Below are 23,874 nucleotides of genomic sequence, written 5' to 3' on the forward strand. Positions count from 1 at the left end.
GTCACATACTGGCCAGGGGCGCTCTACTCGCCCTTGCCCAGCGCGCGCACGGCCTTGTCGAGCCGGACCTGCCTGGCCTCGGGCGTGAGCGCCTGGAGCAACGGCAGGATCACCAGGTAGCGCCCGGTCCTGTCGAGCGCCTCGAACGCCTTCCCGGCCTGGGGGTCGGCAGACTATCGCCGGGCAGGGAAGGGGCATGGGAAATCCCGACGGCCTCCACGGCGACGCGGGGCGGACGGCGGGACCCGGCTGAGGCCCGGCTCGCTCAATCCGCCCCGTCCCCCGGCACCGGCACCGGTCGGGACCCGAACAGGAGATCGCTGTGCGCGGAGCGGGCCTTGGCCGGGGGCGGGACGGCCGGCCCCCGGGCGTTCGCCGGGTCCGGGTACAGCACGGCGTGGCACCGGCGGGCCTCGGCCTCGGCGTCGGCGCGGCACACCAGGACGTGTTCGGCCCGGCCGTCGGCGCGCACCGTGGTGATCAGGCACAGGTCGTCGTGCCGCCGCCCCGCGCCGAGGTGCCGCGCCGCGCCCCGGACGCCGGCCGGTACGACCAGGTAGGTGCCGCTCGACGAATCGAACGCGGTGGTCGGCAGGCCCTCCGCCAGCAGCCCTTCCGCCGCCGCCCGGCGCTCCGGGCCGGACCGGAAACGCCACACGTCGCTGCTCTTGTGCGTGACCACCGCTGCCGCCCCGGGACCCTCACCCACCATGGTCCCGTCCTCTCCCTCGCCGGTCCACGGGAAGGGCCGGCAGTGCAGCCGTACGTCCCCGCGCTCCGCCCAGTCCACGGCGCTCTCGTGGACGACCTTGGCGCCGTAGCGGGACATCTGGCGCACACCCTCGTAGCTGATGCGGGGGAGTGTCCGCGCGGCCGGCACCACGTAGGGGTCGGCGGTGCACACCCCGGGCACGTCGGAGAAGAGCTCGCACGTGCCGGCGCCCAGCGCCGCCGCCATCGCCGCCGCCGAGAGGTCGGAGCTGTTGCGGCCCAGCATCACGGTCTGTCCGGCCGGGTCGACCGCCTGTCCTCCGGGTACGACCAGGATCGGGCAGTCCTCCAGGGCGGCCCGCAGCACCGCGGGGTCGGCCCGGCTCAGCCGCGCCCGGTCGGCCGGCCCCTCGCCCAGGAGCCCGGTGCCCGCCGCGGTCAGGGGGAGCGCGGGCAGGCCCTCGGCGTCGAGCGCGGCCGCGAGCAGGGCGACGCTCACGGTCTCGCCGCTGGTCAGCAGCATGGCGGCGATGGGCGCGGGCGGATCGTCGGCCAGGACGTCCAGGGTCTGCTGGAGCCTGCCCGTGGTACCGGACATCGCACTCACCACGACGACCACGGGGCGTTTCTCCTCGGCGACCCGACGGGCCGTGTACCGGGCCACCCGCCGGTAGCCGTCGAGGTCCGCGAAGGCGGATCCGCCGAACTTCATCACCAGCGGACGACGTTCGGGCCCGCCACCTCCCAAGGGGGCGGCGCGGCTCACCCCAACCACCCGTTCTTCGTGGCGAGTTCGACGATCTGCACGGCGTTGAGCGCGGCCCCCACCCAGAGGTTGTCGGCGACCACCCACACCGCCACCGCCCTCGGGTCCTCCGGCTCGACCCGGATGCGGCCGACGTGGACCAGCGCCCGGTCCTGCGGCCGGGCGAAGACGGAGCGCGGCATCGGGTACGAGGGGCTGTCCGACCGGGAGTAGACCCGAAGGCCCGGGGTGGCCGCCAGCGCCTCTTCGACGGCCGCGGTCGTGACGGGCTCCCGCAGCCTGACGTGCACCGCCTCGGAATGGCAGTCGAAGACCGGTACCCGTACCGCCGTGGCGCTCACCCGCAGCTCGGGCAGGCCGAGTATCTTGCGCGGTTCGCGGACGAGTTTGCGTTCCTCGTGCGTGAGCCCGGAGTCGTCCTGGAGTCCGATCTCGGGCACGAGGTTGAAGGGCAGCGGCTGCCCGAACCGCCCGCCGGGGCCGCTCGGGGCCGAGCGGTCCTCCAGCAGCCTCCTGGAGCCCTCGGCCAGTTCCTCCAGTCCCCGCAGCCCGCCCCCGGAAGCCGCCTGGTAGGTCGCCACCACGACGCTCTCCAGCGCCGCGAGTTCGTGCAACGGGTGGAGGGCGCGTACCAGCTGGATGGTCGAGCAGTTCGGATTCGCCACGAGGTGGGAGACCGGCCGGTCCGCGAGGGCACCCGGGTTGACCTGCGGTACGACGAGCGGGACGTCCGGGCGCATCCGGAACGCGGAACTGTTGTCGACGATCAGCACCCCGGCCGAGGCCAGCCGCTCCGCCTCCCGGTTGCTCACGTCCACGCCCGCGCAGAAAATGGCGACATCCAGACCCTGCGGGTCGAGGTCCCCGATGGTGACCAGCGGAGCCATGGGCAGGGACAGCGCGAGTTCGGCGCCGAGGTCCCGGCCGACGCTGCGTGCCGAGCCGACCGGTACCACCTGCTCCACCGGAACGATCCCGCTGTCGAGCAGGGCCAGGCATTCCCTGCCCACGGCTCCGGTGGCGCCGATTATCGCGATGCGCAGCATTCCCGTCCTCCTGTGTGTCCGTCAGGTGAGAGAGCCCCGGAAGGCGCGCCGATAGGCGTTCGGGGTGGTGTTCAGCGAGCGCACGAACTGGTGGCGCAGGGCCGCCGCGTTGGGGAATCCCGTACGGGCCGCCACCGCCTCCATCGTCTCGTCCGTGTTCTCAAGGAGCCGCTGGGCGCTCAGTACCCGCTGCGCCAGCAGCCATCGGTACGGGGTGGTGCCGGTCTCCATGCGGAACCGCCGGGCGAAGGTGCGCGGCGACATGCACGCCAGGGCCGAGAGCTGCTCGACGCTGATCTCCTGGTCCAGATGTTCCTCGGCCCAGGCCAGTACGTCGCGCACCCCGTCCTCGCGGTACTCCGCCACGGGCCTTTCGATGTACTGGGCCTGCCCGCCGTCCCGGTGCGGCGGTACCACCATGCGCCGGGCGATGGCATTGGCGACGTCGCTGCCCTGGAGCTTGCGCACCAGGTGAAGGGCGGCGTCGATCCCCGCCGAGGTGCCGGCCGAGGTGAAGACCGGATCCTCGTCGACGTACAGCACACCCGGTTCGACCTGTGCCTTCGGATACCGCTCGGCGAGCGCGTCGGCGTACCGCCAATGCGTGGTGCAGCGCCGCCCGTCGAGCAGCCCCGCGGCGCCCAGGACGAAGGCGCCGACGCAGACACTGAGTACCCGGGCCCCGCGCGCCACTGCCTGGCGCAGCCCTTCCAGGAGGTCCGGCGGGAAGTCCCTGGTGTGGAAGTCGTCCCCCACCGGGATGGCGATGAGATCCGCATCCGCGAGTCGGTCCAGGCCGTACGGCGTGCTGATGGTGAAACCGGGGACGGCTCGCACGGAAGAGGATTCCGCGGCGACGAGCGCGAAGTCGTAGGCGGGCAGCCCCTCCTCCTGGCGGTCGATCCCGAACACTTCGCATACGACACCCAGCTCGAACGGGTGGACGTTGTCGAGCAGCACTGCGGCTACGTTCTTCAGCATGGGATCCAATGTGGCAGGGATTCGTGGTGTTCTGACAGTCCCCCCACTGTCAGGTGGCCAGAAGCTCCCGCACACTAACGGCATAGATCCGGCAGTGAAACGGAGTTATTCACCTGAGCCCCGGGACGGAGCCGCCTCACTGAATCGCTCGCCGATGGAAACGATCCCGCCGCGGATTCCCATGACCACGGCTTGTGTGCGATCGGATGCGCCGACCTTGGAGAAAACCGCGGACAAATGATTCCGCACCGTCTTCTCCGATATGCCGAGCGAGCTGGCCACGCGCCGGTTCGATTTTCCCTCGGAGACGAGGACCAGAATCTCGCGCTCGCGCGCCGTCAAGAGGGAAAGGGATTCCCGGGACGTCGGATCCATGTCGAGGGCGGACGTGTCGGCGCACGTCTGATGCTCATCGCCGCTGTCAGTGCGTAAGTCCTCAATCATCTGTTCTTGGGCTTCCAAGGCGTCCTGCACTTCGCCCAGTGCCTTGTGCATCCTGTCGACGGCCTCGGCGAGAGCCGTGACGGGCTGCGGTGGCGCACCGCAGAATTCACAGCACCTCTTGCCGCTCAACTCCACGACTCGCCCACGCACAACACGTGCCATCAGGTGCACTCCCTTCGTGGGGATGTGATAACTAACCGCTCTCATGCGTCATGAAGGAAGCTGCGTGTGTATGGCCACCGTCTTGCACCGCGTGTATTCACGCAGCGCCTCCAGCCCCTTCTCCACTCCTATGCCGGAGCGCTTGAACCCCCCGAAGGGCAGCTCCACGCCCCCGGCCGCGCTGTAGTTGTTGACGAACACCTGACCCACCCGCAGCCGCTGGGCGAGCCAGTGGGCGGTGGTCACATCGGATGTCCAGACACCGGCGGCGAGCCCATAGGTGGTGTGCTCCGCGAGTTCGACCGCCTCGTCCAGCGAATCGAAGACCGATACGCAGAGGACCGGGCCGAAAATCTCCTCGTTGAACACCCGGTGCGCCGGACTCACGTGGTCCAGGATGGTGGGTTCCACGTAGAACCCGCCGGTGTACGCCTCGCCCTCGGGAACCCCGCCGCCGGCGCGGACTACGCCGGTCCTGCTGCCCTCGGCCAGGTAGCCGAGCACCCTGTCGCGCTGTTTGGCGGAGATGAGCGGTCCCATGTCGGGATCGCTGATTCCCGGGCCGACGCGCAGGGCGCGGAAGGCGTCCGCGAGCGCCGCCACCAGCTCGTCGTGGACGGACCGGTGAACGAGCAGCCGGCTGCCGGCCGAACAGTTCTGCCCCGCGTGCTCGGTGATCGAGTCGACGATCAGGGGTACCGCTCGCGCCATGTCGAAGTCCGGGAGGACGATGTGCGGCGACTTGCCGCCGAGCTCCAGGGTGACCGGCACGATGTTCCTCGCCGCCGCGGTCATCACGGCCTCGCCGGTCTCCCGCGAACCGGTGAACGCCAGGCGGTCCACGTCGGGATGTGCGGCCAGTGCCGCGCCTGCCTCCTCTCCGTAGCCCGGCACGACGTTCAGCGCGCCGGCCGGAAGTCCTGCTTCCAAAACGATGTCCGCCAGGCGCAGCGAGGTCAACGGCGCGTCTTCGGCCGGCTTGAGTACGCAGCAGTTTCCGGCCGCGAGGGCGGGCGCCACGGTCCTGGCGGCGATTTGCAGGGGGTAGTTCCACGGGATGATGTGCCCGCACACCCCGTACGGCTCCCGCAGGGTGAAGGCGAACCGGTCCGTCTGATGAAGAATCGTTTCGCCGCCGAGCGCCTCCACGGCACTGGCGTAGAAGTCGAAGTAGCGTGCGGCGACATCGGCGTCGACCAGCGACTGGCTGAGCGGCTTTCCGGTGTCGAGGGTTTCCAGCCTGGCCAGTTCCGAGCGTTCGGCGCGGATCGCCTCGGCGATCCGGCGGCAGGCCCCGGACCGCTCCGCCACCGTGGCGAACCGCCAGGTGGACTCGTAAGTGTGCCGGGCCGCGTCCACGGCGTCCGCGATCTCGGCCTCGCCACAGCGGGCGACTCGCGCGAACGGACGGCCGTTCGACGGGTCGAGGACATTGATCCACTGCGCCGCGGGAACGTTCTTTCCGGCGATGACAGCCGTGTACTCAGGTAATACCGCTTCGCTCACGGGGGCATCAAGCTCCTTGCGTGGGGGACCGCAGCGCTCGTCGTCAGCCGGCCATTGAACCGCTGAGAATTCTCTGGAGATCACGAGAGGCGACGTCGCGCGGGCAGCACACCAACAGGCGCTGCTGTTTGAGCGCACCTTCGACAAGCGCAGGGAGATCCTTGCCGGAATATCCGAAGGCCGCAAGGCCGCCTGGCCCTCCGGTATCAGCCACCAGTCGTTGCAAAGTGGCCGGAAGCACGTCCGAACCATTTGCCGTCGTCACGCCGTTGAGATTCGCACCGAGCAACTCGGCAGCGCGCAGGTGGCGTTCAGGTGATGTCAGATACGTGAATTCGAATGCCGCGGCGGCGGTGGAGACGACCGCGGCGCCGTGCGGCACCATCGCGTGATCGACCGCATACCCCTCGGGCCGGTAGTCGCGGACCAGTCCGGCTATCGGATAGGCGCACGCGTGTGGAATATGTGTTCCGGCGTTGCCGAAGCCCATCCCGGCGAAGCTCGCCGCCTGGCTCATTCCGATACGGGCTTCCAGGTCGTCGGGGTTGAGCACGGCCCGTCTGAGGTAGCGGCCGACCAGCCCCAGCGCCTGCTCCACCCACACGTCGCTGATCGGGTTGGCACCGATGTACAGCGGCCGGTCCGCGGGTGTGGGGTAGGGGGGACGCCGGTCGTAGGCGCGGGCGGTATACGACTCGCAGGCGTGCGTCAGCACGTCGTACCCCGAGGAGGCGGTGACGGCCGGCGGCAGCGTGAGGGTGTTGGCGGGATCGACCAGTGCCAGGGACGGCAGCAGCCGCAGATCACTGATTCCCGTCTTCACGTTCAGCCCCGAGACGCCGAGGGCGACCATGGCGGTGCACTCGCTCCCGCTCCCGGCTGTCGTGGGCACCGCCACCAGCGGTTTCAGCGGGCCGGGGATCTTGGCTCCGGCGCCTACCGGGGCGTTCAGATAGTCGCGTACCGACCGGCCGGGGTAACTGAGCAGTAGGTTCAGCATCTTGGCCGTGTCGATCGAGCTGCCGCCGCCGAGGCCGACGTAACCGTCCACCTGGAGCGACGCCAGTTCGCGGGCGGCCTCGGTGCAGCTCTCGTCGGTGGGCTCCACCTGGGCCCGGTCGAAGACCGAGACCGAGATCCCCTCCTGCTCGATGAGCTTGGCGACCCGGGCGGGAAGGCCGAGACCGGCCAGCACGCGGTCGGTCACCAGCAGTACCGACCGGACGCCGGCCCTGCGGAGCTCGTAACCGATTTCCCGGGTGGCGCCGACACCGAATTTGAGCGGTGGAGCCTGCCAGCCAATGATTCGCTCGTGTTCCGGGGCATTTCCGCCGACCCATGCAACCGGCTCCACCGTCTGCCCTCGCCCTCTTAGCTGATTGGCAACATTACGTTGCATATTCGCGCCGAATTTGATCGGGCGAGGGCCACATTAGTCCGGCGAATTCGCCCCCACCATAGGACTCTCGTCCTATACGGGAAGCGTGGAGTGCCCGTCGCGGGCGCACAGAACGGGGCGGGGTGTCCGAATCTCCACCCCGCCCCGCGCTGTTCCCCGCCCCCCCCGGGCCGTCAGGCAGCTGCCACGGTCAGCTGTGCCTCGATCTCCTTGACCCGGACCGTGTCGGCGTCGATGGACTCCTGGCTCGGTCCGCCGAGGATGACCCAGCCCAGACTGGTGAACAGGTCCTCCGTGCAGGGCACGAGCTCACCATTGCGGTAGGGCAGGCCCAGCCGCTGGAAGGTGGGCAGCTCCCGGACCGCGTCCAGCACCTCGGCGTTGTGCAGGATCCCCTCGCGCGGGCTGGACAGCCACACCACGCGCACCGGCTGCACGATCTCGTAGCCCGGGGTGAACGTGCCGTCCAGGTGGTGCCGGACCGTGCGGTCGATCTGGCAGTCCCCGGTCGCCAGCCGGGCCGAGTACTGCAGACAGCTTCCGGCCAGCCGCGCGGCCGTCTCGATGAGCCGTGGTCCCCCGGCCGTGAGCATGATCTCCGTGTGCGTGCAGCCGGTACGGACCCCGACGGCCTGCGCGACCTGCCGGGTGTACTCGCCGAGCAGCGTCGTGATCGGGTCCTGCGGGGCCAGGTAGTCGACCGCGTCGTAGATCCCGATCCGGTCGTTCTTCGCCGACTTGCTGTAACGGCTGACCGAGACCAGCCCGAACTTCCCGTCGACCGAGTACGTGTCGACGATGTACTCCGTCCCCTCCGCGAACTCCTGCACCAGGACGGTGTCATTGCGGATGTCGAACCGGTTGACCGAGCCGAGGAGGCGGTCGAAGTACGGCCGCCAGTCCTCCCCGGTGCCGACCTTGTGCACATCGTCGGTGCCCCCGCTGCGGCGCGGCTTGAGCACCAGCGGTCGGCCCTCCAGGCCGTTGTCCCGGACCCATGCGGCGACCTCTTCGGGGTCCGCGGTGGCGATCTGCCGCAGATGCGGGATTCCGGCCGCCGCGACCGCCTGGGCCATGGGCCATTTGTCCCGGCGGGCTTCGGACAGTTCGAACACGTTGCCCGTGCCCGGCATCAGTTCCTCGACCAGCGCGTCGACCAGCATCACCGCGGACTCGTTGCCCGGGACGATGGCGACCGGGTCATAGCCCTTCACCGTCCGGACGAGCTCGTTGAAATCCCCGTCGTGGTGGTGCGTACGGAAGAACGTGTCCGGAGCCCAGGTGCGCCGGTACGAATTCAGCGGGCCCGGCGTGCTCAGCACGGCCACCGGTTCGATGCCTCGCTCCCGGAAGGCATTCGCATACTCGGCCGCGCCGGAGTAGGGGTCGACGAGAACGACGTAGCGGGGCATTTCTTTTCCTCCTGAGTAGTGCGTCAGCGCTGCCTGCCTGCCTCACTTGCCGACGGTGGCCTCCGTGTCGGTGCCGAGGCTCCCGACGGACCCCGCGTCCCCGGCCGGCTCCGTCCTGCGCGGCTGGCGCCCGGCGGCCTCCGGGGGACGCACACCCAGCCAGGCGGCGCCCACCGCGAGCAGCCCGACGGCCCCGCAGCCGAGCCACAGGCCGTCCCCGAACTTGTTCCAGAGCATGACTCCGACGAACGGACCCACCGCCGTGCCGAGTCCGTACAGCGAGTTCGACGCCCCCAGGTAGCGGCCGCGCAGCTCCGGCGGTCCGGCCTGCGCCGGGTAGGCGAAGAAGAGGGTCGGGTAGCCCACGATCTCACCGAGCGACCACACGAGGGTCGCGATCACCAGCGCGGCGAGACCCCAGGGCAGGGCGTACAGGCTCATCCCGATGCCGGTCAGGGCCACGCCGGCGATCACCGCGATCCTGGCCGGCCAGCGCTGCACCACCTTGGCGACCAGCAGCTCGCAGGTGATGACGAGCGCGCCGTTCAGCGCGACCATCGCCGCGTACACGGCCGTGCTCAGGCCGAGGTGCTTCACCGTCAGCGGAAGGGTCGAAACGTACTGGATGTAGATCAGGGAACTCGCGAACATCGCCAGCAGGAACAGCACATAGCGGCCGTCCGCCAGTACGGCGAGATAGCTCGGCTTGCGGCCTCCCGGGACCCCGGACTCCGTGGCCTGCGCCCCCTTCTCGCCGGCCGCGCTCTCCTCCTTGCGGGGCAGGGTCACCCCGGCCACCGTCGCGAAGACCAGGATGGCCACGGCCTCGCCCCAGAAGAGGAAGTCCCAGGACACCTGGACCAGGGCCGCACCCAGCAGCGGGGCCGCCGTCGTGCCGAGATTGATCGCCAGCCGGACCATGGCGAAGATCATGACCTGCCGTTCGGCGGGGATGAGCTGGCTGATCATGCTCGTGGAGGCGGGTCGGTAGGCCTGGCTCAGGGCTCCGCCCACACCGATGATCGCCAGGATCGCCGGGTAGCTGTCCAGGTAGAGGACCGCGGGGAGCAGCACCGCCGAGCTCACCAGGGTCGACATGATGGTCAGCCGCGGGCCGATCCGGTCGGACATCCAGCCGCCGGTCAGCACCCCCAGCACGGTCCCCGCGCCGTAGACGCCCAGTGCGGCGCCGGCCTGGGTGTCGGTGAACCCGCGCTGCGTCATGTACAGCACCATGAAGACCTGGATGAAACCGCCGAGTCTGTTCACCGCGGTGCCGACGAGAAGGGACTTCACGGCGGTCGGAGACTCCCGCCAGACCGTTTTGACGCCGACGTGGACGGGCTCCGGCTCCGGCTCGTTCAATGCGGAGGGGGTATCGCTGCTTGCCATGCGATTACTCTGCGGTGGGGCGGGCGCGGGCGACAGTGGCCAGACTGACGTCCAACCACGAATTCCTGCCACGCGCCGCCGCCGGCTCTCCCCAGCTCACCCGGCGTCTCCCTGCTTCGCGTCGGCGAGCCCGGCGAGGGCCTGGCCGAACACCTCGCGTGCCCGCCGGCGGATCTGCTCGCGCCAGGTGGCGTCGTCCGCCGGGCAGAACGCCGCGCGGATCAGCTGCTTGAGTTCGGAGCGCACGGCGTCGGCCGGCGAGCGGTGCTGGTGCAGCCACGTGTCCGCGCACAGCGCGAGCAGCACCTCGGGGCCGGGCCGGGTGCCGAACTCCAGGGTGATGGCCGTGAGCCGGGCGCCGGGGCCGAGTCCGTCCGCCACCGCGGTCGCGGTGTTGCCCACGATCGGGGTGGAGGAGGAGGTGCCCAGCTCCGAGGCGGTCAGCGCGTCCCCGTACCAGCGCCGGGCCCGTTGGTGGGCGTCGGCGTCACGGCCGCCGCGGAAGATGGGTTCGCCGACACCGCGCTCGCCGAGCCCCGTGTGCAGGTCGATGTACGCGATGTGCGCGGCGCCGGCGATCTGCTCGGCCACCACCGTCTGGAACACCCGCCGCGACCAGGCCGGCCGCGACCCGCCGTAGAACAGGCCGTCGGCGTGCCGGTACTGGCCCCGGGTCACGGCCTCCTGAAGGGTCGCCGGGCCGAGCCGGTCGCGGAGCGCGGTCAGGCCGGCCACCAGCTCGCCCGGGAAGAACGCGTCGGCGTCCGGCGGCACCAGCGTGGCGTGAACGGCGTCGTACGCGTCGTTGTGCGGCGGGGCGTCGTGGTCGACGAAATTCCGGTTGAGGTCGATGTTGTCCTCGTTGACGCGCCGCAGATACGCGAAGCCGTACGGATTGAGGGCGTGCACGAGCAGGACGCCGGTCGCCGGACCGGCCGCCCTCGCCAAGCCCTCCCGGAGCAGGATCCCGGTCTGGCACGCCGAGCCGCAGAAGCCCTCGATGCCGTGCGTGCCGGAGACCGTCACCAGCAGCTTCTCCGGATCAGGAGGTCCCACATAGGCGGTGTCGACACAGAGTTCACCGCCGTCGGGCCCCGTGTGCCCGGGCAGCGCGAAGGTCCTCAGCCGCGCGCCCGCCTCTTCGGCGGCGCGCAGGAAGTCCGCGCGGGCCTGCGAGTAGTCGGAGGGAAAGGCGTCTGCCATGGCTGTCTCGCGTTCCTGGAGTTCCGATGCGGGCTGCCGGCTGCCGGCTGCGGGCCCGGGCCCGCAGCCCGCGGGGCTCAGCCGCGCCCGGAGGGCAGCGGCACACCCAGGGCCGTGAGGATCGAGTGCGCCCCGGCTTGCGTGGGGACGTGCAGCATGCACAGCACCCGGTCGCCCGGCGCGGCGTGCTCGGCGAAGTACGCGTTGGCCTCGGGAACGTAGCTGGTGGGCCGTTCCCGGTAGAGGTCCAGCGGGCGGCCGATGCCCGGTATGACACCTCGCACCGCGTCGAACGCGGCGCCGGGCGCCAGTACCCCGGCCACCTCGGCCGCCAGCGCCGCCTCGCTGTCGTCCTTTCCCGCCAGATCCGGGTACATGCGGATGTCCGGATGCCCGCTGAACGCCGACATCGCGCAGTGCACCACCGGGTTGTACGTCTTGAGCGCGATCACCTCGGGGAAGGGGCGGCCGTCGGCCAGCAGCCGGGCGAAGTGCACGGACCAGCTCTCACCGAAGACCGGGCCGTTGCGGTACTTGTCGCCGACGAACTGGATCATGACGTGCAGACAGGAGCGCCCCGAGGGAATCTCCGCCCAATGGGACGTGAGCAGCGAGACGACGCGGTCGTGCTCCCTGTCCACCCCGACGACGACGTAGTCGGCCTCGGTCAGCATGTCGCGGCGGAGCGTGAACAGCTGACGGGTCTGCAGGCCCGGCATGCTCTGCACCAGGCCGTCCACGATCCACTTCTCGGTCTCGGTCGGCAGCTCCCGGCCGGGCGGCAGGGCCATCACCTCGACTCCCCGCCGCCCGTCCGGCCGTGCGGCCCGGTCGTTGTCCGCCACGGGTGACCCGCTCAGACGTCGGCCGAGGTGGGCAGCGGGATCTGGGCCTCGGTGCGGCCGAGGACGGTGAGCTGGTGCAGCTCGACGAAGTAGAGCTTCCACAGCCAGTAGACGTGGTTGAGGTGCTCGACGACCTTCTGCTCGTCCGCGTCCGTGGTGACCAGGGTGGACATCACCCGCCACACGAAGTCGTCGTGGTCGTCGTCCAGGTCGGTGTTCACGTGGGCGCGCGCGCCCTTCACGTTCTCCTGGCCGAGGACGTTCTCCAGGTTGTCCAGCCATTCGGGCTGGGTGCGCGTGGTCACGTACTCCACGAAGTACACGCTGGTGATCAGCGCGAGCGGGCTGTCCTCGAACTCCATGCCGTACTGGAGGTATCCGGTGAGCAGCTTGGTGGAGAGCATCGGCTCGGTGGAGTAGATCTGGTCCTTGGTGACGCCGACCTTGGCGAGGTCGGCGGCGAACAGCCGGTCGTGCAGCATCTCGTCGTCCGTGTAGTGGGCCCACGCCTTGGCCTGCACCGGGTCGACCTTGGTGAAGTACTTGATGGCCAGCGCGTCGATGGTCCGCTTGCGGCGCAGCCGCAGGATGGTTTCGATGTTGTGGCGCTTGTAGTAGTCCAGGTTCAGCTCGGCGGCACTCTTCTGGTGCTGGGCGAACGGGACCGTCTCGTAGAAGTCCTTGATGAAGGTGTCGAGGATCGCGTCGACCCGCTTGCGCAGTTCGGGGTTGATCGTCATGGGCTTGCTTCCCTCCTGTGTGGTCAGTGGCAGCCGCAACTCGCGCTGGACACGCGCTGCATCCGGCCGCGGCGCACCGCCTTGCGGGCGCCGAGTACAGCGGTTCCGTCCGATGTCAGCAGCGAACTGCGGGGGCACAGGAAGGCCAGTGCGAAGCGTGTGGCCGGTGTGATCCCGATCCCCAGGTTCACAACGCCGCTGGTGGCGCCGTACACCTCGTTGGGTCCGCAGTTCGCCGGAATGATCTCCGTGGTGGTGTTGATCCCGAAGCCGAGTTCCCAGATGACGCGGTAACGCGGATCGTGGTCAAGGAGCTTCTCCAGCTCCGCGGCGGCCGGCGCGGCCCCCGGAGTCTGCGGGGTGACACCCTCGATGCTTCCGGCGGTGACGTGCAGCGTCACGGCGTGCGAGACGAGGGGCGAGAGGGCTTGGAACAGCCGCTGCTGCTCGGCGCCGTCGGCGGGGTCCGCGTGCCGGTGCACGATCGGCCACCCGCGCAGCGTCAGGTCCCCGCTCAGACCGAGCAGCCGGGCTTCCGGCTCGAAGGTGGTGATCTCCGCAGCGGTGACGCTCAACTTGCCCGAGGGGAATATCTGTTGATCGCCGGGCTCCAGGACTCCCGCCTGCTGGTTCCAGACGCACTCGCCGGCCGTGTGGTCGAATTCGGCTTCGGTGCCGGCCGAGTCGTCGACGATCGTCAGCCGGTCGCTGTCCCCGACGAGGTCGAAGAACTCCTCGGCGGTGGCGGCCTGTTGGGCGATGTCGGTCTTCGCCGCGGTACGCAGGAAGTAGCGGACGTACTCGTCGGTGAGCGGGGTGGACCCGGCGGGCAGCACGGCCAGCTTGCGCGGGCCCAGCTCTTGCGGCGTCGGCGAATCGAGGAAGCGGCCGGGGCAGACGGCCAGTACGTGCGCGTCCGGCGGGGCGCTTTCCGCGATCAGTGTGCCCAGCCGCGTCCCGCGGGGCAGCGTCAGGTGGAGAACGCGGGAATACCCGTCACCGGGGAGCAGCGAAACGCTCTCGCCGCCGTCCTCACTTGTGATCAGACAGAATGTCTCGGCCGGCTCGCCGAATTGACCGAAGTCATGTGGGGTGAGTTCCAGCGGTGACACGGCGCACTCCCTGGTGAAAGACGACGGGAACCCCGTGGCGGGGCATTCACATGCCCCGCCACGGGTCGGTACTCAGCCCAGGAGCGTGCCCAGGTAGTTACGGTTCTTCTGCACCTTGATCTTCTTCATGACAGTCACCTCCTGTTGAATGGATTTCTTTTCATTCACCCCGAACGGTCCGACGGTCGAAAGCCGCTAATCCGCGGTGACGACCCTCTCCACCGTGGGGTGGTCCGGGTGGCCGATCAGCGCCAGTCCATTACTGCTAAGGACGCGCGTGTCGGGTGAAATGATGTCCAGGTGGTACTGGGTGTACGGAGTGAGGCCGAGGCCGTAGTGGAGACAGCCCTCCGTGCCGCCGTACACCTCGTTCATGGCGTGGTTGCCGGGCAGGATGTCGAGAGAGGTGTTGAGGGCGTGGCCGATCTCCCACACGATCCGGTAGCGGGAGTCCACGGCGAACATCTGCTCCAGCATCGCCACGGCCGGCGCGGCGCCCGGGTCCAGCGCCTCCAGGCGGGTGATCCTGCCGTCCTCGACCTTGGCCTTGATGGCGTTGTCACGCATCGCCCAGAGCTGGGAGTGGATGCGGGCCTGGTCGGTCCGGGAGAACGACGGGGTGCCGTTGTGCAGGATCGGGTACCCCCGCAGCGTGATCTCGCCTTCCAGCGGCAGTTTCAGGGCCTCGTCGAACTCCCTGATCTCCACCGGCAGCACGCTGATCTCGCCGGACGGCACGATCTGCTGGTCGCCCCACTCCAGCGGCCCGGCCTGCTGGTTCCACACCAGACCGTCGCGCAGGTGGTCGAGCACGGCCCGGGTGCCGTGCACGGGGTCGACGTACACCAGGTGGTCGGCCTCTTCGGCGAGCTCGAAGAACGTGTCGCAGAACGCCGCCTGGTCGGCCGACGAGGTCCGCTCCATCACTCCGAGGAAGTGCCGGATCTCATCGAGGGAAGTGGGCGTCGAATTGCACGCCATGCCCATGATCTTCCGCTGCCCCACCAGATCGGGATCCGGTGACTCGAAGAACCTGTAAGGCGATACCACCAGAATGTGGGCGGGTTCCGGGATGCGCTTTTCGAGGAGATCCTCGAACCGGTCTTGCGTCCCCATCGGGATGGTGAGGTAATTCTTGTACGAGGCGGACTCGACAATCTCGAACTGATCGACCAACTCGGGGTTCGTGACCAGACAGAACGTGCTGCCGGTGGCCTCGCCGAACTGGCTGAAGCGCCCGGGATCGATGGATATCTGTGACATGATCACTCCCGTCATGGCCTTTGCCACTTGCCCTCGCCGTGGTCACTACTTTGGCGTTCGGGAGCTACTGCGCGCTATAGGACCATTGTCCCTGGGAATGTCACAGACGTGGTTCTTATGCCCTGTCGGAAACTCCGTCGCGAACCGCGTCGAGGACCCCGGCGATGCCCTGTGCGAGGCAGGGGATCCGGTCCGCCGGGATGCCCGCGATGTTGACCCGCCCCGACGTCGTCCCGTAGATGGCGAACTGGCTGCGCAGCCGGAGCATCTGATCCGGCGTCAGCGGCAGCATCGAAAACATCCCCTTCTGACGCGCGAGCGACTCTGCCTGGGACTCCCAGCCCAGGCCCATCAACTGCGCTGTCAGATCAGACCTGTTGGCCGTGATCCGGCCCCGCATGGCATCCAGTTCGGCCCGCCAGGCGGCCCGCAGCCCGTCGTCCTCCAGGATGGCCGTCACGACCGCCGCGCCGTGCTCCGGCGGCATCGAGTAGAGCGTGCGGGCGGCGTTCTGCAACGCCGTCTCGGCGTGCCGCAGCGCCTGACGGGACGCACCGAGTACGACGGCGCAGCCCGTGCGGTCGCTGTAGAGGCCGAAGTTCTTCGAACAGCTGATGGCGATGAGCATCTCCGGCACCCGCTCCGCGAGCATCCGGGTGGCCGCCAGGTCCGCTTCCAGGCCGTCACCGAGCCCGTGGTACGCGAGGTCGACGAACGGGACCCAGCCGTTGCGGACCGAGAGTTCCGCCACGGCCTCCCACGCCTGCGGCGACGGGTCGACTCCGGTGGGGTTGTGGCAGCAGCCCTGGAGCAGGACGACGTCGTCACGTCGTGCGTCCTCAAGGTCCCGCAGCATGGCGGCGGTGTCGGACCGGCCCTCCGCGTCGAGCCAGCCGTACGTACGCACCGTCAGGCCGGCGGCCTCCAGGATGGGCCGGTGGTTGACGTAGGCGGGGTCGCTGATCCACACCGTGGTGCCCGGGCGGGTCCGGCAGACCAGATCGGCCAGCAGCCGCAGTGCGCCGCTGCCGGCGACGGTCTGGACGGCAACGGCCCGCTCGGCCGCTTCGCCGGTCCCCAGCACCATCGACACCATCGCGCGGTTGAACGCGCCGTTGCCGGAGAGCCCGCGGTACTCCTTGGACTCGGAACGCTCCGCCAGGCGTATCTCGGCCTCGCGCACCGCCGCCATGACGGGGGTGCCGCCGGTGTGGTCCCGGTACACGCCGAGGACGAGGTTCAGGCGTTCGGGCCGCGCGTCGGCGCCGAACGCCTCGGTCAGGTCCCACAGCGGGTCGACGGGCGGCGGGAGGAGAAGCTCAAGCATCAGCGGGGCCCTCGGACTTGGATTCGGATTCGGATGCGGATTCGGATGCGGCGTGGAGCCGGGGGCGCCGGTTGGCGAGAACGACGCCCGCGGTGATGAGGGGAACACCGATGAGCACGGTGAGGGTCGGCGACTCGTCCAGCAGCGGGACGGCGAGCAGCACGACGGCGACCGGGCTGAGGCTTCCGATGACGGAGCTGCGCTCCGCGCCCAGCCGGCGGATGGCGAACGCGTAGAGCAGACCGGCGCACAAGCCGACCCCGAGCCCCTGCACCACCAGGAACAGCGCGATGTCGCTGCCTGCCGCGGACGCGAGGCCGGTGGGGAGGATCCCGGTGAGGACCAGGAGCGCCATGACCGCGAACGAGGGCAGGCACAGCAGTCCGATCGACCCGACGGGGTCGAGGTCCACCTCCCGCAGCCCCACGGTGTACAGGGCCCACAGCCCGCTGGCGACCAGCAGGATGCCGGCGCCGGCCAGTACGTCCGTGTCCAGCGCGGCGACGTAGCGCCAGACGAGGGCGACCACACCGGCCGCGATCAGCGCGAGCCCGACCGTCTGGGTTCCCCGGGGCGCGCCGCGGCCGCCGGCGACCATGAGCGCGGAGACGAACAGCGGGACCATCCCGGGGACGATCGAGCCGACGAATGCCGCCGAGGTCAGGGAGCCGCCGTACATCGCCGCCAGGAAGAACGGCACGCCCGCCCCGCAGATGATCTTGGCTGCGGTGGCCAGGGGCACCGCGGCGATGCGCCGGCGGCGCCGCCACAGGGCGGGCGCCAGGACGAGGACGGGGACCCCGAAGCGCAGCAGGGCAGCGTCGGCGGGCAGTAGGGAGGAGGCGCTCAGGGCCCGGGCGCTGAGCGCGAAGGCGGCCCAGATCGTCACGGTCACCAGAAGCGCCAGCATGCCCTCCGCCTGCGGGGAGAGCCGGCGGCGGCCCGCGGCCCGGCCGTCCGGGGGCATCGTCGCGGGCCTGGTGTTCGTGGTGACCAAGGAGCTTCCTCCAGCCTCAAGGGCCGGATTCGGCCATGGGGCAACGCTAGGTCTTTCCCTGGGGCAGCCGATTGCCAGTTCTGCCTCCCCGGCATAGGTTTGGGGCAGAATCTGCCAAGGAGTGACCATGGACGCGGTCGATCTGCACATCATCCGCGAATTGCAGGACGACGGAAGGCTGTCCAACCAGGACCTCGCCGACCGGGTCCGGCTGTCCCCGTCGCCCTGTCTGCGCCGGGTGCGGCGGCTGGAGGAGGCCGGCCTCATCCGCGGGTACACGGCGATGGTCGACCAGGTCGCCTTCGGGCTCCCGATCACCGTCTTCGTCCGGATACGGCTGGAACGCCACACGGGGGAGGCGGTCCGGATCTTCGAGGAGCACGTCGCGGTCATCGAGCACATCCAGGACTGCTACCTGATGGCCGGAAGCAGCGACTACCTGCTCAGGGTCGTCATCGAAAGCCTCCAGGCGTACGAGGCCCTGGTGCGCGACCGGATCCACGCCATCCCCGGCATCGCCTCGATCGAATCGAGCTTCGCGTACGGCAGTGTCAAGCAGTCCAGGACCTACCCGAGTCCCGTCTGACGCACGCCCCGATCAGCCGTCCTCCGGGGCCCCCTCAGCTGTCCTCCGGGTCCGGCAGCGGCTGCTCGGACCAGATGACCTTCCCTTCGGGCGTGTACCGGGCGCCCCACCGCCGGCTGATCTGCGCCACCAGGAAGAGTCCGCGGCCCCCCTCGTCCGTGGTGGTGGCGTACCGCAGGTGCGGCGAGGTGCTGCTGCCGTCGAAGACCTCGCAGGTCAGCACCCGGTCGTGCAGCAGACGCACGCGCACCGGCTCGGCGCCGTGGCGGATGGCGTTCGTGATGAGCTCGCTCAGCACCAGCTCCGTGCCGAAGGCGAGCGCCGACAGACCCCACTCCTCCAGCTTCGCCACGGCGACGGCCCGCATGGACCCGACCGCGCTCGGATGGAACGCCACCTCCCACTCGGCGATGCGATCCGCCCCCAGCGCCTGCATCCGCGCCACCAGCAGGGCCACGTCGTCACGGGGGCGCTCCGGCAGCAGCTCCTTGAGGATCGCCCGGCAGGTCTCCTCCGGACGCCGGTCGGCGTGTGCCAGGGCCGAGCGGAGCAGGTCGAGCCCCTCGTCCAGGTCGCGCGTGCGGTCCTCGATCAGCCCGTCGGTGTACAGCACCAGCTGGCTTCCCTCGGCCAGGTCCAGCTCCACAGCCTCGAAGGGAAGCCCGCCCAGCCCCAGCGGCGCGCCCGCTGGCAGCTCGGGGATCTCCACGGTGCCGTCCGGGTGCACCACCACCGGGGGTACGTGCCCCGCCCGTGCCACGGTGCAGCGCTGGGTCACGGCGTCGTAGACGGCGTACAGGCAGGTGGCTCCGAGCAGGCCGCCGTCGGTGTCGCCGCCTTCCGCGCTCTGGTCGATGTACTGGACGAGGTCGTCGAGACGGGCGAGGAGCTCATCGGGGGGCAGGTCCAGGGAGGAGAAGTTGAGCACGGCCGTGCGTAGCCGGCCCATGGTGGCCGCCGCGTGCAAACCGTGGCCGACGACGTCGCCGACGACGAGCGCCACCCGGCTGCCGGGGAGCGGGATCACGTCGAACCAGTCGCCGCCCACCCCGGACTGCGCGGGCAGGTAGTAGTGGGCCACCTCCACGGCGCTCTGCTCGGGCAGCTCCTGCGGCAGCAGGCTGCGCTGGAGGGTCACGGCCAGGGCGTGCTCGCGGGTGTAGCGGCGGGCGTTGTCGATGGTGACCCCGGCCCGGGCCACCAGCTCCTCCGCCAGCGACAGATCCTCCTCGTCGAAGGGTTCCGGCTTCTGCGAGCGCCAGAAGTTCACCACGCCGAATACGACGCCGCGAGCCTTGAGGGGGGCCGTGATCAGCGAGTGGATGCCGTAGTCGATGACGGCCTGCGCCCGGGGCGGATCCTGCGCGTACCAGCCGGGCGCGTCGGAGAGATCGCCGATGACCTCGGCCTGCCCGCTGCTGAGGCCGCGGGCCTGCGGGGTGGACGGCAGGAAGTCGATCACCCGGCCGCGCGGGTACAGCGGCAAGTCGTCCCGGATGCCGCTGACCGCGGTTCGGACCAGGTCCGCGGCGGCGCCGGTGGGCTCGTCGCCGTGGAGTACGGGCTCCGCCAGATCGACGGTCACGAAGTCCGCGAACCGGGGTACGGCGACATCGGCCAGCTCCTGGGCCGTCTGCTCCACATCGAGGGTGGTGCCCACGCCGACGCCGGCGTCGTACAGCAGCCTCAGCCGCCTGCGGGCCGCCTCGGCCCGGGTGCTGAGGACGCGCATCTCGGTGGAGTCCCGGATGGTGACCGCCGTCCCCTCGGGCCCGCCCTTGGGGCGGGTCGGCCGCTGGTTGATCACCAGCAGCCGGTCCCCGGCCTCGTGCACCTCGTCGGTGGCCACCCGGCCGGACAGCAGGAGGTCGACCAGCCGCCCGTCGAGCCCCGACACCTGCCGCAGGTGCTGCCCCTCGGCGTCGGCCGGAAGCATGAGCAGCCGTTTCGCCTCGTCGTTCGCGAGCAGCAGGAGGCCTGCGCCGTCGGTGATCAGCACCCCTTCGCGGACGGAGTGCAGCACCGCGTCGTGGTGCTCGTACATCCGTGTCATCTCGAGCGGGCCGAGCCCGTGGGTCTGCCGCCGCAGACGCCGGGTGATCAGTGCCGTGCCCGCGGTGGCCAGGGCAAGGCCAGCCGCGCAGGCTCCTAGGATGACGGGGAGCTGCCGGTCGAACGCGCCCGTGACGTTCTCCACCGTGAGGCCCGCCGAGACCAGTGCCACCACCTGCCCGTCGGGGGCGAACACCGGCACCACGGCCTGGATCTCCTGGCCCAGGGGACCCTCCACGCTCTCGGTGTAGACCTGGCCGGCCAACGAGGGCTCGATCGTGCCCACGAACCGCTTGCCGATGCGGTCGGGGAGGGGATGGGTGTAGCGGATCCCGTTGGTGTCCATCACGACGATGAAGTCCACCCCGGCGTCCTTGCGCGTCACCTCGGTGAGGGGCTGGAGGGTCTTGGAGGGATCGGGGGACTGGAGCGCCTGGCGAAGCCCGAGCGAATGGGCGAAGGTCTGTGCGACCGCCACCGACCGGCTGCGGGCCTCTCGGTCGACGTCGTGACGCGACTGGAGGACCAGGGCCAGTACCGCACCGGCGGCGAGCAGCACCACGATCGCCACCTGAAGGACGAATACCTGTCTGGCGACGCTTCGCGGGCGATTTCTGCTCAGTGACCGCACCGACGTCCCCGGCACGGGTTGCAAGGATGGGTCACGAGACCATTTGTAGCACTGCCGGTCGCCCCGGGTACGGCTTACAGCGCTGCCCGTGCCCGTTCGGGGCAAGCTGGCTACCCCGGCGGGGTAGCCGCAGGGGATTTCTCGGGACGCTACGGGCCTTCGGCCGCCCCGCCACCGGCCAGCAGGGCCGTGACTTCGGCATCGCCGGTCTGGGTGAAGTCCGCGTACCACTCCCCGACCGACCGGAACGGGTGGGGCTGCGACAGGCACACCAGGTCGTCGGCGTCCTGCCCCAGCTCCTGCGAAGCCTCGGGCGGCGCCACGGGGACCGCCAGGACGACCCGGGCCGCCCCCTGCGCACGCGCGACCCGGCAGGCGGCGGCCGCGGTGGCGCCCGTGGCGATGCCGTCGTCGACGATCACCACGGTCCGTCCCGCCACCGGGACCCGGGCGCGACCCTCACGGTAGCGGTCGAGCCGCCGGCTGAGCTCGGCGCGCTCGGTGCGTTCCACCCGGGCCACATCGGCGTCGCTCACCCCGGCCAGCCGGACGATCCGGTCGTTCACCAGCCGCACCCCGCCCTCCCCGATGGCCCCGAAACCCAGCTCCGGCTGGTACGGAACCCCGAGTTTGCGGATCACGATGACATCCATGGGCGCGCCCAGCGCCGCCGCGACCTCGGCCGCGACGGGAACACCCCCGCGCGGCAGGCCCAGCACCACGGGGTGGTCGAGCATCAGCCCGGCCACGGCCCGCCCCAGCTGCCTCCCGGCAGCCACACGATCCCTGAACAGCACGCCGTACCTCCCCTCGCGGGGGCGGACCTGGGACGATCCGCATTCGGAGTCCCGCCTTCCGACTACCCGGGGCCGGCCGGTTCATCCCCGGGCGAAGACCGCCACGGCGTTGTGGCCGCCGAATCCGAAGGAGTTGCTGACCGCGACCTACGACGTGTGCTTCCTGGCGGTACCCGTGACGACGTCGATGTCCATGTCGGCATCGGTCTCGTCCAGCCCGGCCGTGGGCGGAACGGTGTCCTCGGACAGGGCGAGGACGGTCAGCGCCGCCTCGATGACGCCCGCGGCACCGAGCGTGTGGCCGAGCGCGCCCTTGGCCGAGGTGACGGCCGGTCGGTGCGGGAGGAGGCGGCGCAGGACGGCTGCCTCGATGGCGTCGTTCTGCGGGGTCGAGGTGCGAAGACCGTCTACGCCATCACCAGCCTGACCCCGGCCCAGGCCACCCCCGCCCAACTCGCCAAACTAATGCAGAACCACTGGGCAGTTGAGGCCCTGCACCATGTCAGGGACGTGACCTACGGCGAGGATTCCTCGCGGGTGCGGACCGGCACCGCACCGCGCGCCATGGCCACCCTGCGCAACCTGGCCATCGGCCTGATGCGGCAAGCCGGCTGGACCAACATCGCCGCCGCAACCGACCACTACAGATCACGCCCCGATCACGCCACCGCCATGCTCGATCTCGCCGTGTGAACGCATCAGCCCTGGGTGTACGAGCGGGTGACCGCCGCTGCTTGAAAGCTTCATTCTTGCTCCCTTCGGCCCATTCCTGAGCCGCCGGTGCGGTTCTTGCACGACGTGGCGTTGTCCACTAGACGAGTTATTCCGATGTGATCAGTGGTCGTAGGTGATCAGCGATCGTGTGATGGGCTGGCCGGTCTTGTGGTTGTGCCAGCGCCGTCCTGCGGGTGGTAGAGCTCTTGGGCGCAGGCCAGGTCGATAGGCCCGTCCTGGTGCAGGTGCAGGAAGAAGTCCAGCTGCCACGCCTGCGCACTGCTGGCCTGACGGTTGGTGGTGGTCACCCAGGGCGGGTAGACGCGGAAGGCTCGTTTCCCACCGGAATCGTTTGCTGACACGACACCGTGTTGGCGGAGCGCGTCCATGGGAAAGACGAACTGGCCGAGGTGGTGATGGTCGCGGGTGCTGATGATAAAGAGGTCGACGGGGTCCGTGGCGTCGAAGGGCTGGATGGGCCCGGCCGGGGACCTCTTCCAGACGGTGACGAATTGGCCGACCTTGGTGGGGGTCGTCTTGGCTGCGCGGAACCGGATGGAGAGGCCGTCAAGGGTGAATTCATGGGCGGCGTAAGCGGCGCCCTCGGCTTCGGGCACTGGCTGCGAGCAGGTGAACCCGCAGGGGTCGTAGACGAGCGCCTTCGCCACAATGAGATCTCCGTGGGCCGGGGCGGTGTCCGACCACGGTTTGGGGTGGAGATCGGATGAGTACTCGCGATTCGTCGTCATTCGTCCACCCTGTCACGGGTGCTTAACGCAGTCGGCTCGACTTGGGGGCATCGCTCTCGTCGAGGTGATCAGAATGCTGACGGTGTGTCCGGGAACGCAGGCAGGGCGTCCAAGATCGTTGTGTGACGAACAACCTAGACGCCCTGCTGACAGCACTTTACGTGAAGATCGACGACGAGATCGGAGGAACCCGATGGCTGGGCCGCCCACCACGGTTGACGGACTCCGAGCTGGTCACGCTTGCCGTTGCCCAAGCGATGCTCGGTTTCACCTCGGAGTCGCGGTGGCTGCGGTTCGTGGACTCCCGCCTGGGTGCGCTGTTCCCGTACGTGCCAAAGCAGCCGGGCTGGAACAAGCGGCTGAGGGCCGCTCTGCCGCTGGTCAAGAAGGTGATACGGCTGCTGGCCGTCGATACGGACTTCTGGTTCGACAACCACTGGATCGTCGACTCCACCCCGGTGGAATGCGGTCGCTCGCGCCCGACGGTGAAACGCTCGGACATGGCCGGCTGGGCCGGATACGGATACTGCGCCAGCCACAGCCGGTTCTTCTGGGGCCTTCGCCTGTTCCTGGTATGCACCCCGACCGGGATGCCGATCCTGTGGGCCCTGGCGAACCCGAAGCTCGACGAGCGCGAAGTGCTGACCGCGATGCTGGACCGAGAGCCGGACGTGGCGAGGGACAGGCCCGGGTTGCTGATGATCTCGGACAAAGGCTTCGCCTCCAAGGAGTTCGAGGCCGACCTGGCCTTGCGGGGTGCCGAGTTGCTGAGGCCGTCGTTCAAGCGCGAGAAAAAGCGCAAGGGTGAGAGCCTCCTGAAGTCGGTGCGGCAGCTGATCGAGTCGGTCAACGACACCCTCAAGGGCCAGCTCGACCTGGAACGACACGGAGGGCGGACCTCCGAAGGCGTCGCCGTCCGAGTCGCCCAGCGCATCCTCGCGATGGCCGCCGCAATCTGGCACAACCACAAGACAGGTCAGCCCATCACGCGATCCTTGATCGCCTACGACCACTGATCACATCGGAATGACTCGTCTAG

General features: G+C 69.7%; 21 protein-coding genes and 2 pseudogenes. 3 read left to right on the forward strand and 20 right to left on the reverse strand.

Going from position 1 to position 23,874, the window contains the following annotated elements; genetic code table 11:
* Nucleotides 1-23: 23 nt before the first annotated feature.
* The 16 genes and pseudogenes from J7I97_RS38530 to J7I97_RS16325 form a co-directional block, all read right to left on the reverse strand.
* Nucleotides 24-158: pseudogene (locus J7I97_RS38530) on the reverse strand (YdeI/OmpD-associated family protein); the annotation flags it as partial.
* A gap of 107 nt (nucleotides 159-265) precedes the next feature.
* Complete coding sequence (locus tag J7I97_RS16255) at nucleotides 266-1,477, reverse strand: hypothetical protein (RefSeq protein ID WP_214935467.1); 1,212 nt, start codon at nucleotides 1,475-1,477, stop codon at nucleotides 266-268.
* Complete coding sequence (locus J7I97_RS16260; protein WP_214935468.1) at nucleotides 1,474-2,523, reverse strand: aspartate-semialdehyde dehydrogenase; 1,050 nt, start codon at nucleotides 2,521-2,523, stop codon at nucleotides 1,474-1,476. Before J7I97_RS16260 ends, J7I97_RS16255 begins: the two co-directional genes overlap by 4 nt.
* 21 nt (nucleotides 2,524-2,544) lie before the next feature.
* On the reverse strand, nucleotides 2,545-3,504 hold the full coding sequence (locus tag J7I97_RS16265; RefSeq protein ID WP_214935469.1) for a GlxA family transcriptional regulator: 960 nt from the start codon (nucleotides 3,502-3,504) through the stop codon (nucleotides 2,545-2,547).
* A gap of 105 nt (nucleotides 3,505-3,609) precedes the next feature.
* Nucleotides 3,610-4,110: a response regulator transcription factor gene (locus tag J7I97_RS16270; RefSeq protein ID WP_214935470.1), complete on the reverse strand. Its 501-nt coding sequence runs from the start codon at nucleotides 4,108-4,110 to the stop codon at nucleotides 3,610-3,612.
* A gap of 48 nt (nucleotides 4,111-4,158) precedes the next feature.
* The gene (locus J7I97_RS16275; protein WP_214935471.1) at nucleotides 4,159-5,616 is read right to left on the reverse strand and encodes an aldehyde dehydrogenase family protein; all 1,458 of its coding nucleotides are present in this window, start codon (nucleotides 5,614-5,616) and stop codon (nucleotides 4,159-4,161) included.
* Between the two features lie 43 nt (nucleotides 5,617-5,659).
* Nucleotides 5,660-7,015 carry a hydroxyacid-oxoacid transhydrogenase gene (locus J7I97_RS16280; protein WP_214935472.1) on the reverse strand — a complete coding sequence of 452 codons (1,356 nt, stop codon included), beginning with the start codon at nucleotides 7,013-7,015 and terminating at the stop codon, nucleotides 5,660-5,662.
* Nucleotides 7,016-7,188: 173 nt separating this feature from the next.
* Nucleotides 7,189-8,427, reverse strand: a complete 1,239-nt coding sequence (locus J7I97_RS16285; RefSeq protein WP_214935473.1) for an ATP-grasp domain-containing protein — start codon at nucleotides 8,425-8,427, stop codon at nucleotides 7,189-7,191.
* Between the two features lie 42 nt (nucleotides 8,428-8,469).
* Nucleotides 8,470-9,819: an MFS transporter gene (locus J7I97_RS16290; RefSeq protein WP_214935474.1), complete on the reverse strand. Its 1,350-nt coding sequence runs from the start codon at nucleotides 9,817-9,819 to the stop codon at nucleotides 8,470-8,472.
* A gap of 96 nt (nucleotides 9,820-9,915) precedes the next feature.
* Nucleotides 9,916-11,022 (reverse strand): M14 family metallopeptidase, encoded by a 1,107-nt coding sequence (locus J7I97_RS16295; RefSeq protein ID WP_214935476.1) that lies wholly within the window; start codon nucleotides 11,020-11,022, stop codon nucleotides 9,916-9,918.
* Between the two features lie 77 nt (nucleotides 11,023-11,099).
* Nucleotides 11,100-11,867, reverse strand: coding sequence for a hypothetical protein (locus tag J7I97_RS16300; protein ID WP_214935478.1), 768 nt, complete (start codon nucleotides 11,865-11,867; stop codon nucleotides 11,100-11,102).
* 11 nt (nucleotides 11,868-11,878) lie between these two features.
* Nucleotides 11,879-12,607, reverse strand: coding sequence for a hypothetical protein (locus J7I97_RS16305; RefSeq protein WP_214935480.1), 729 nt, complete (start codon nucleotides 12,605-12,607; stop codon nucleotides 11,879-11,881).
* Nucleotides 12,608-12,630: 23 nt separating this feature from the next.
* Nucleotides 12,631-13,719, reverse strand: coding sequence for a hypothetical protein (locus tag J7I97_RS16310; protein WP_214935482.1), 1,089 nt, complete (start codon nucleotides 13,717-13,719; stop codon nucleotides 12,631-12,633).
* Nucleotides 13,720-13,914: 195 nt separating this feature from the next.
* Nucleotides 13,915-14,982 (reverse strand): hypothetical protein, encoded by a 1,068-nt coding sequence (locus J7I97_RS16315; protein ID WP_251050342.1) that lies wholly within the window; start codon nucleotides 14,980-14,982, stop codon nucleotides 13,915-13,917.
* A gap of 115 nt (nucleotides 14,983-15,097) precedes the next feature.
* Nucleotides 15,098-16,309: an aromatic amino acid transaminase gene (locus tag J7I97_RS16320; protein WP_214935486.1), complete on the reverse strand. Its 1,212-nt coding sequence runs from the start codon at nucleotides 16,307-16,309 to the stop codon at nucleotides 15,098-15,100.
* Entirely contained in the window at nucleotides 16,302-17,306 is a 1,005-nt protein-coding gene (locus tag J7I97_RS16325; protein WP_251050341.1) for a DMT family transporter, read from the reverse strand. Before J7I97_RS16325 ends, J7I97_RS16320 begins: the two co-directional genes overlap by 8 nt.
* A gap of 127 nt (nucleotides 17,307-17,433) precedes the next feature.
* On the opposite strand from J7I97_RS16325, the gene J7I97_RS16330 reads away from it, so the two are divergent.
* Entirely contained in the window at nucleotides 17,434-17,892 is a 459-nt protein-coding gene (locus J7I97_RS16330) for an Lrp/AsnC family transcriptional regulator (RefSeq protein ID WP_214935488.1), read from the forward strand.
* 34 nt (nucleotides 17,893-17,926) lie between these two features.
* On the opposite strand, the gene J7I97_RS16335 is transcribed toward J7I97_RS16330, so the two are convergent.
* The 3 genes and pseudogenes from J7I97_RS16335 to J7I97_RS16345 all read right to left on the reverse strand — a co-directional run bounded on the left by J7I97_RS16335 (nucleotide 17,927) and on the right by J7I97_RS16345 (nucleotide 21,825).
* On the reverse strand, nucleotides 17,927-20,575 hold the full coding sequence (locus tag J7I97_RS16335) for a SpoIIE family protein phosphatase (RefSeq protein WP_308364798.1): 2,649 nt from the start codon (nucleotides 20,573-20,575) through the stop codon (nucleotides 17,927-17,929).
* Nucleotides 20,576-20,733: 158 nt separating this feature from the next.
* Nucleotides 20,734-21,372: pseudogene (locus J7I97_RS16340) on the reverse strand (phosphoribosyltransferase); the annotation flags it as partial.
* A gap of 147 nt (nucleotides 21,373-21,519) precedes the next feature.
* Nucleotides 21,520-21,825, reverse strand: a complete 306-nt coding sequence (locus J7I97_RS16345) for a hypothetical protein (RefSeq protein ID WP_214935494.1) — start codon at nucleotides 21,823-21,825, stop codon at nucleotides 21,520-21,522.
* A 57-nt stretch (nucleotides 21,826-21,882) separates the two neighbouring features.
* On the opposite strand from J7I97_RS16345, the gene J7I97_RS16350 reads away from it, so the two are divergent.
* The gene (locus J7I97_RS16350; protein ID WP_214935496.1) at nucleotides 21,883-22,065 is read left to right on the forward strand and encodes a hypothetical protein; all 183 of its coding nucleotides are present in this window, start codon (nucleotides 21,883-21,885) and stop codon (nucleotides 22,063-22,065) included.
* 158 nt (nucleotides 22,066-22,223) lie between these two features.
* On the opposite strand, the gene J7I97_RS16355 is transcribed toward J7I97_RS16350, so the two are convergent.
* Entirely contained in the window at nucleotides 22,224-22,835 is a 612-nt protein-coding gene (locus tag J7I97_RS16355) for a MepB family protein (RefSeq protein WP_214935498.1), read from the reverse strand.
* Between the two features lie 122 nt (nucleotides 22,836-22,957).
* On the opposite strand from J7I97_RS16355, the gene J7I97_RS16360 reads away from it, so the two are divergent.
* Nucleotides 22,958-23,851, forward strand: a complete 894-nt coding sequence (locus J7I97_RS16360) for an IS982 family transposase (RefSeq protein ID WP_214935500.1) — start codon at nucleotides 22,958-22,960, stop codon at nucleotides 23,849-23,851.
* Nucleotides 23,852-23,874 lie beyond the last annotated feature (23 nt).

Origin of the sequence: Streptomyces sp. ISL-87 (assembly GCF_018614095.1) — a bacterium.
Lineage (GTDB): Bacteria > Actinomycetota > Actinomycetes > Streptomycetales > Streptomycetaceae > Streptomyces.

What these genes read in the sequence shown, in the direction of transcription:
- J7I97_RS16260 (WP_214935468.1), bottom strand. Translation starts at nt 2,523, where the DNA reads ATGCTGCGCATCGCGATAATCGGCGCCACCGGAGCCGTGGGCAGGGAA.
- J7I97_RS16265 (WP_214935469.1), bottom strand. Translation starts at nt 3,504, where the DNA reads ATGCTGAAGAACGTAGCCGCAGTGCTGCTCGACAACGTCCACCCGTTC.
- J7I97_RS16270 (WP_214935470.1), bottom strand. Translation starts at nt 4,110, where the DNA reads ATGGCACGTGTTGTGCGTGGGCGAGTCGTGGAGTTGAGCGGCAAGAGG.
- J7I97_RS16280 (WP_214935472.1), bottom strand. Translation starts at nt 7,015, where the DNA reads ATGCAACGTAATGTTGCCAATCAGCTAAGAGGGCGAGGGCAGACGGTG.
- J7I97_RS16285 (WP_214935473.1), bottom strand. Translation starts at nt 8,427, where the DNA reads ATGCCCCGCTACGTCGTTCTCGTCGACCCCTACTCCGGCGCGGCCGAG.
- J7I97_RS16290 (WP_214935474.1), bottom strand. Translation starts at nt 9,819, where the DNA reads ATGGCAAGCAGCGATACCCCCTCCGCATTGAACGAGCCGGAGCCGGAG.
- J7I97_RS16295 (WP_214935476.1), bottom strand. Translation starts at nt 11,022, where the DNA reads ATGGCAGACGCCTTTCCCTCCGACTACTCGCAGGCCCGCGCGGACTTC.
- J7I97_RS16305 (WP_214935480.1), bottom strand. Translation starts at nt 12,607, where the DNA reads ATGACGATCAACCCCGAACTGCGCAAGCGGGTCGACGCGATCCTCGAC.
- J7I97_RS16315 (WP_251050342.1), bottom strand. Translation starts at nt 14,982, where the DNA reads ATGTCACAGATATCCATCGATCCCGGGCGCTTCAGCCAGTTCGGCGAG.
- J7I97_RS16320 (WP_214935486.1), bottom strand. Translation starts at nt 16,309, where the DNA reads ATGCTTGAGCTTCTCCTCCCGCCGCCCGTCGACCCGCTGTGGGACCTG.
- J7I97_RS16330 (WP_214935488.1), top strand. Translation starts at nt 17,434, where the DNA reads ATGGACGCGGTCGATCTGCACATCATCCGCGAATTGCAGGACGACGGA.
- J7I97_RS16355 (WP_214935498.1), bottom strand. Translation starts at nt 22,835, where the DNA reads ATGACGACGAATCGCGAGTACTCATCCGATCTCCACCCCAAACCGTGG.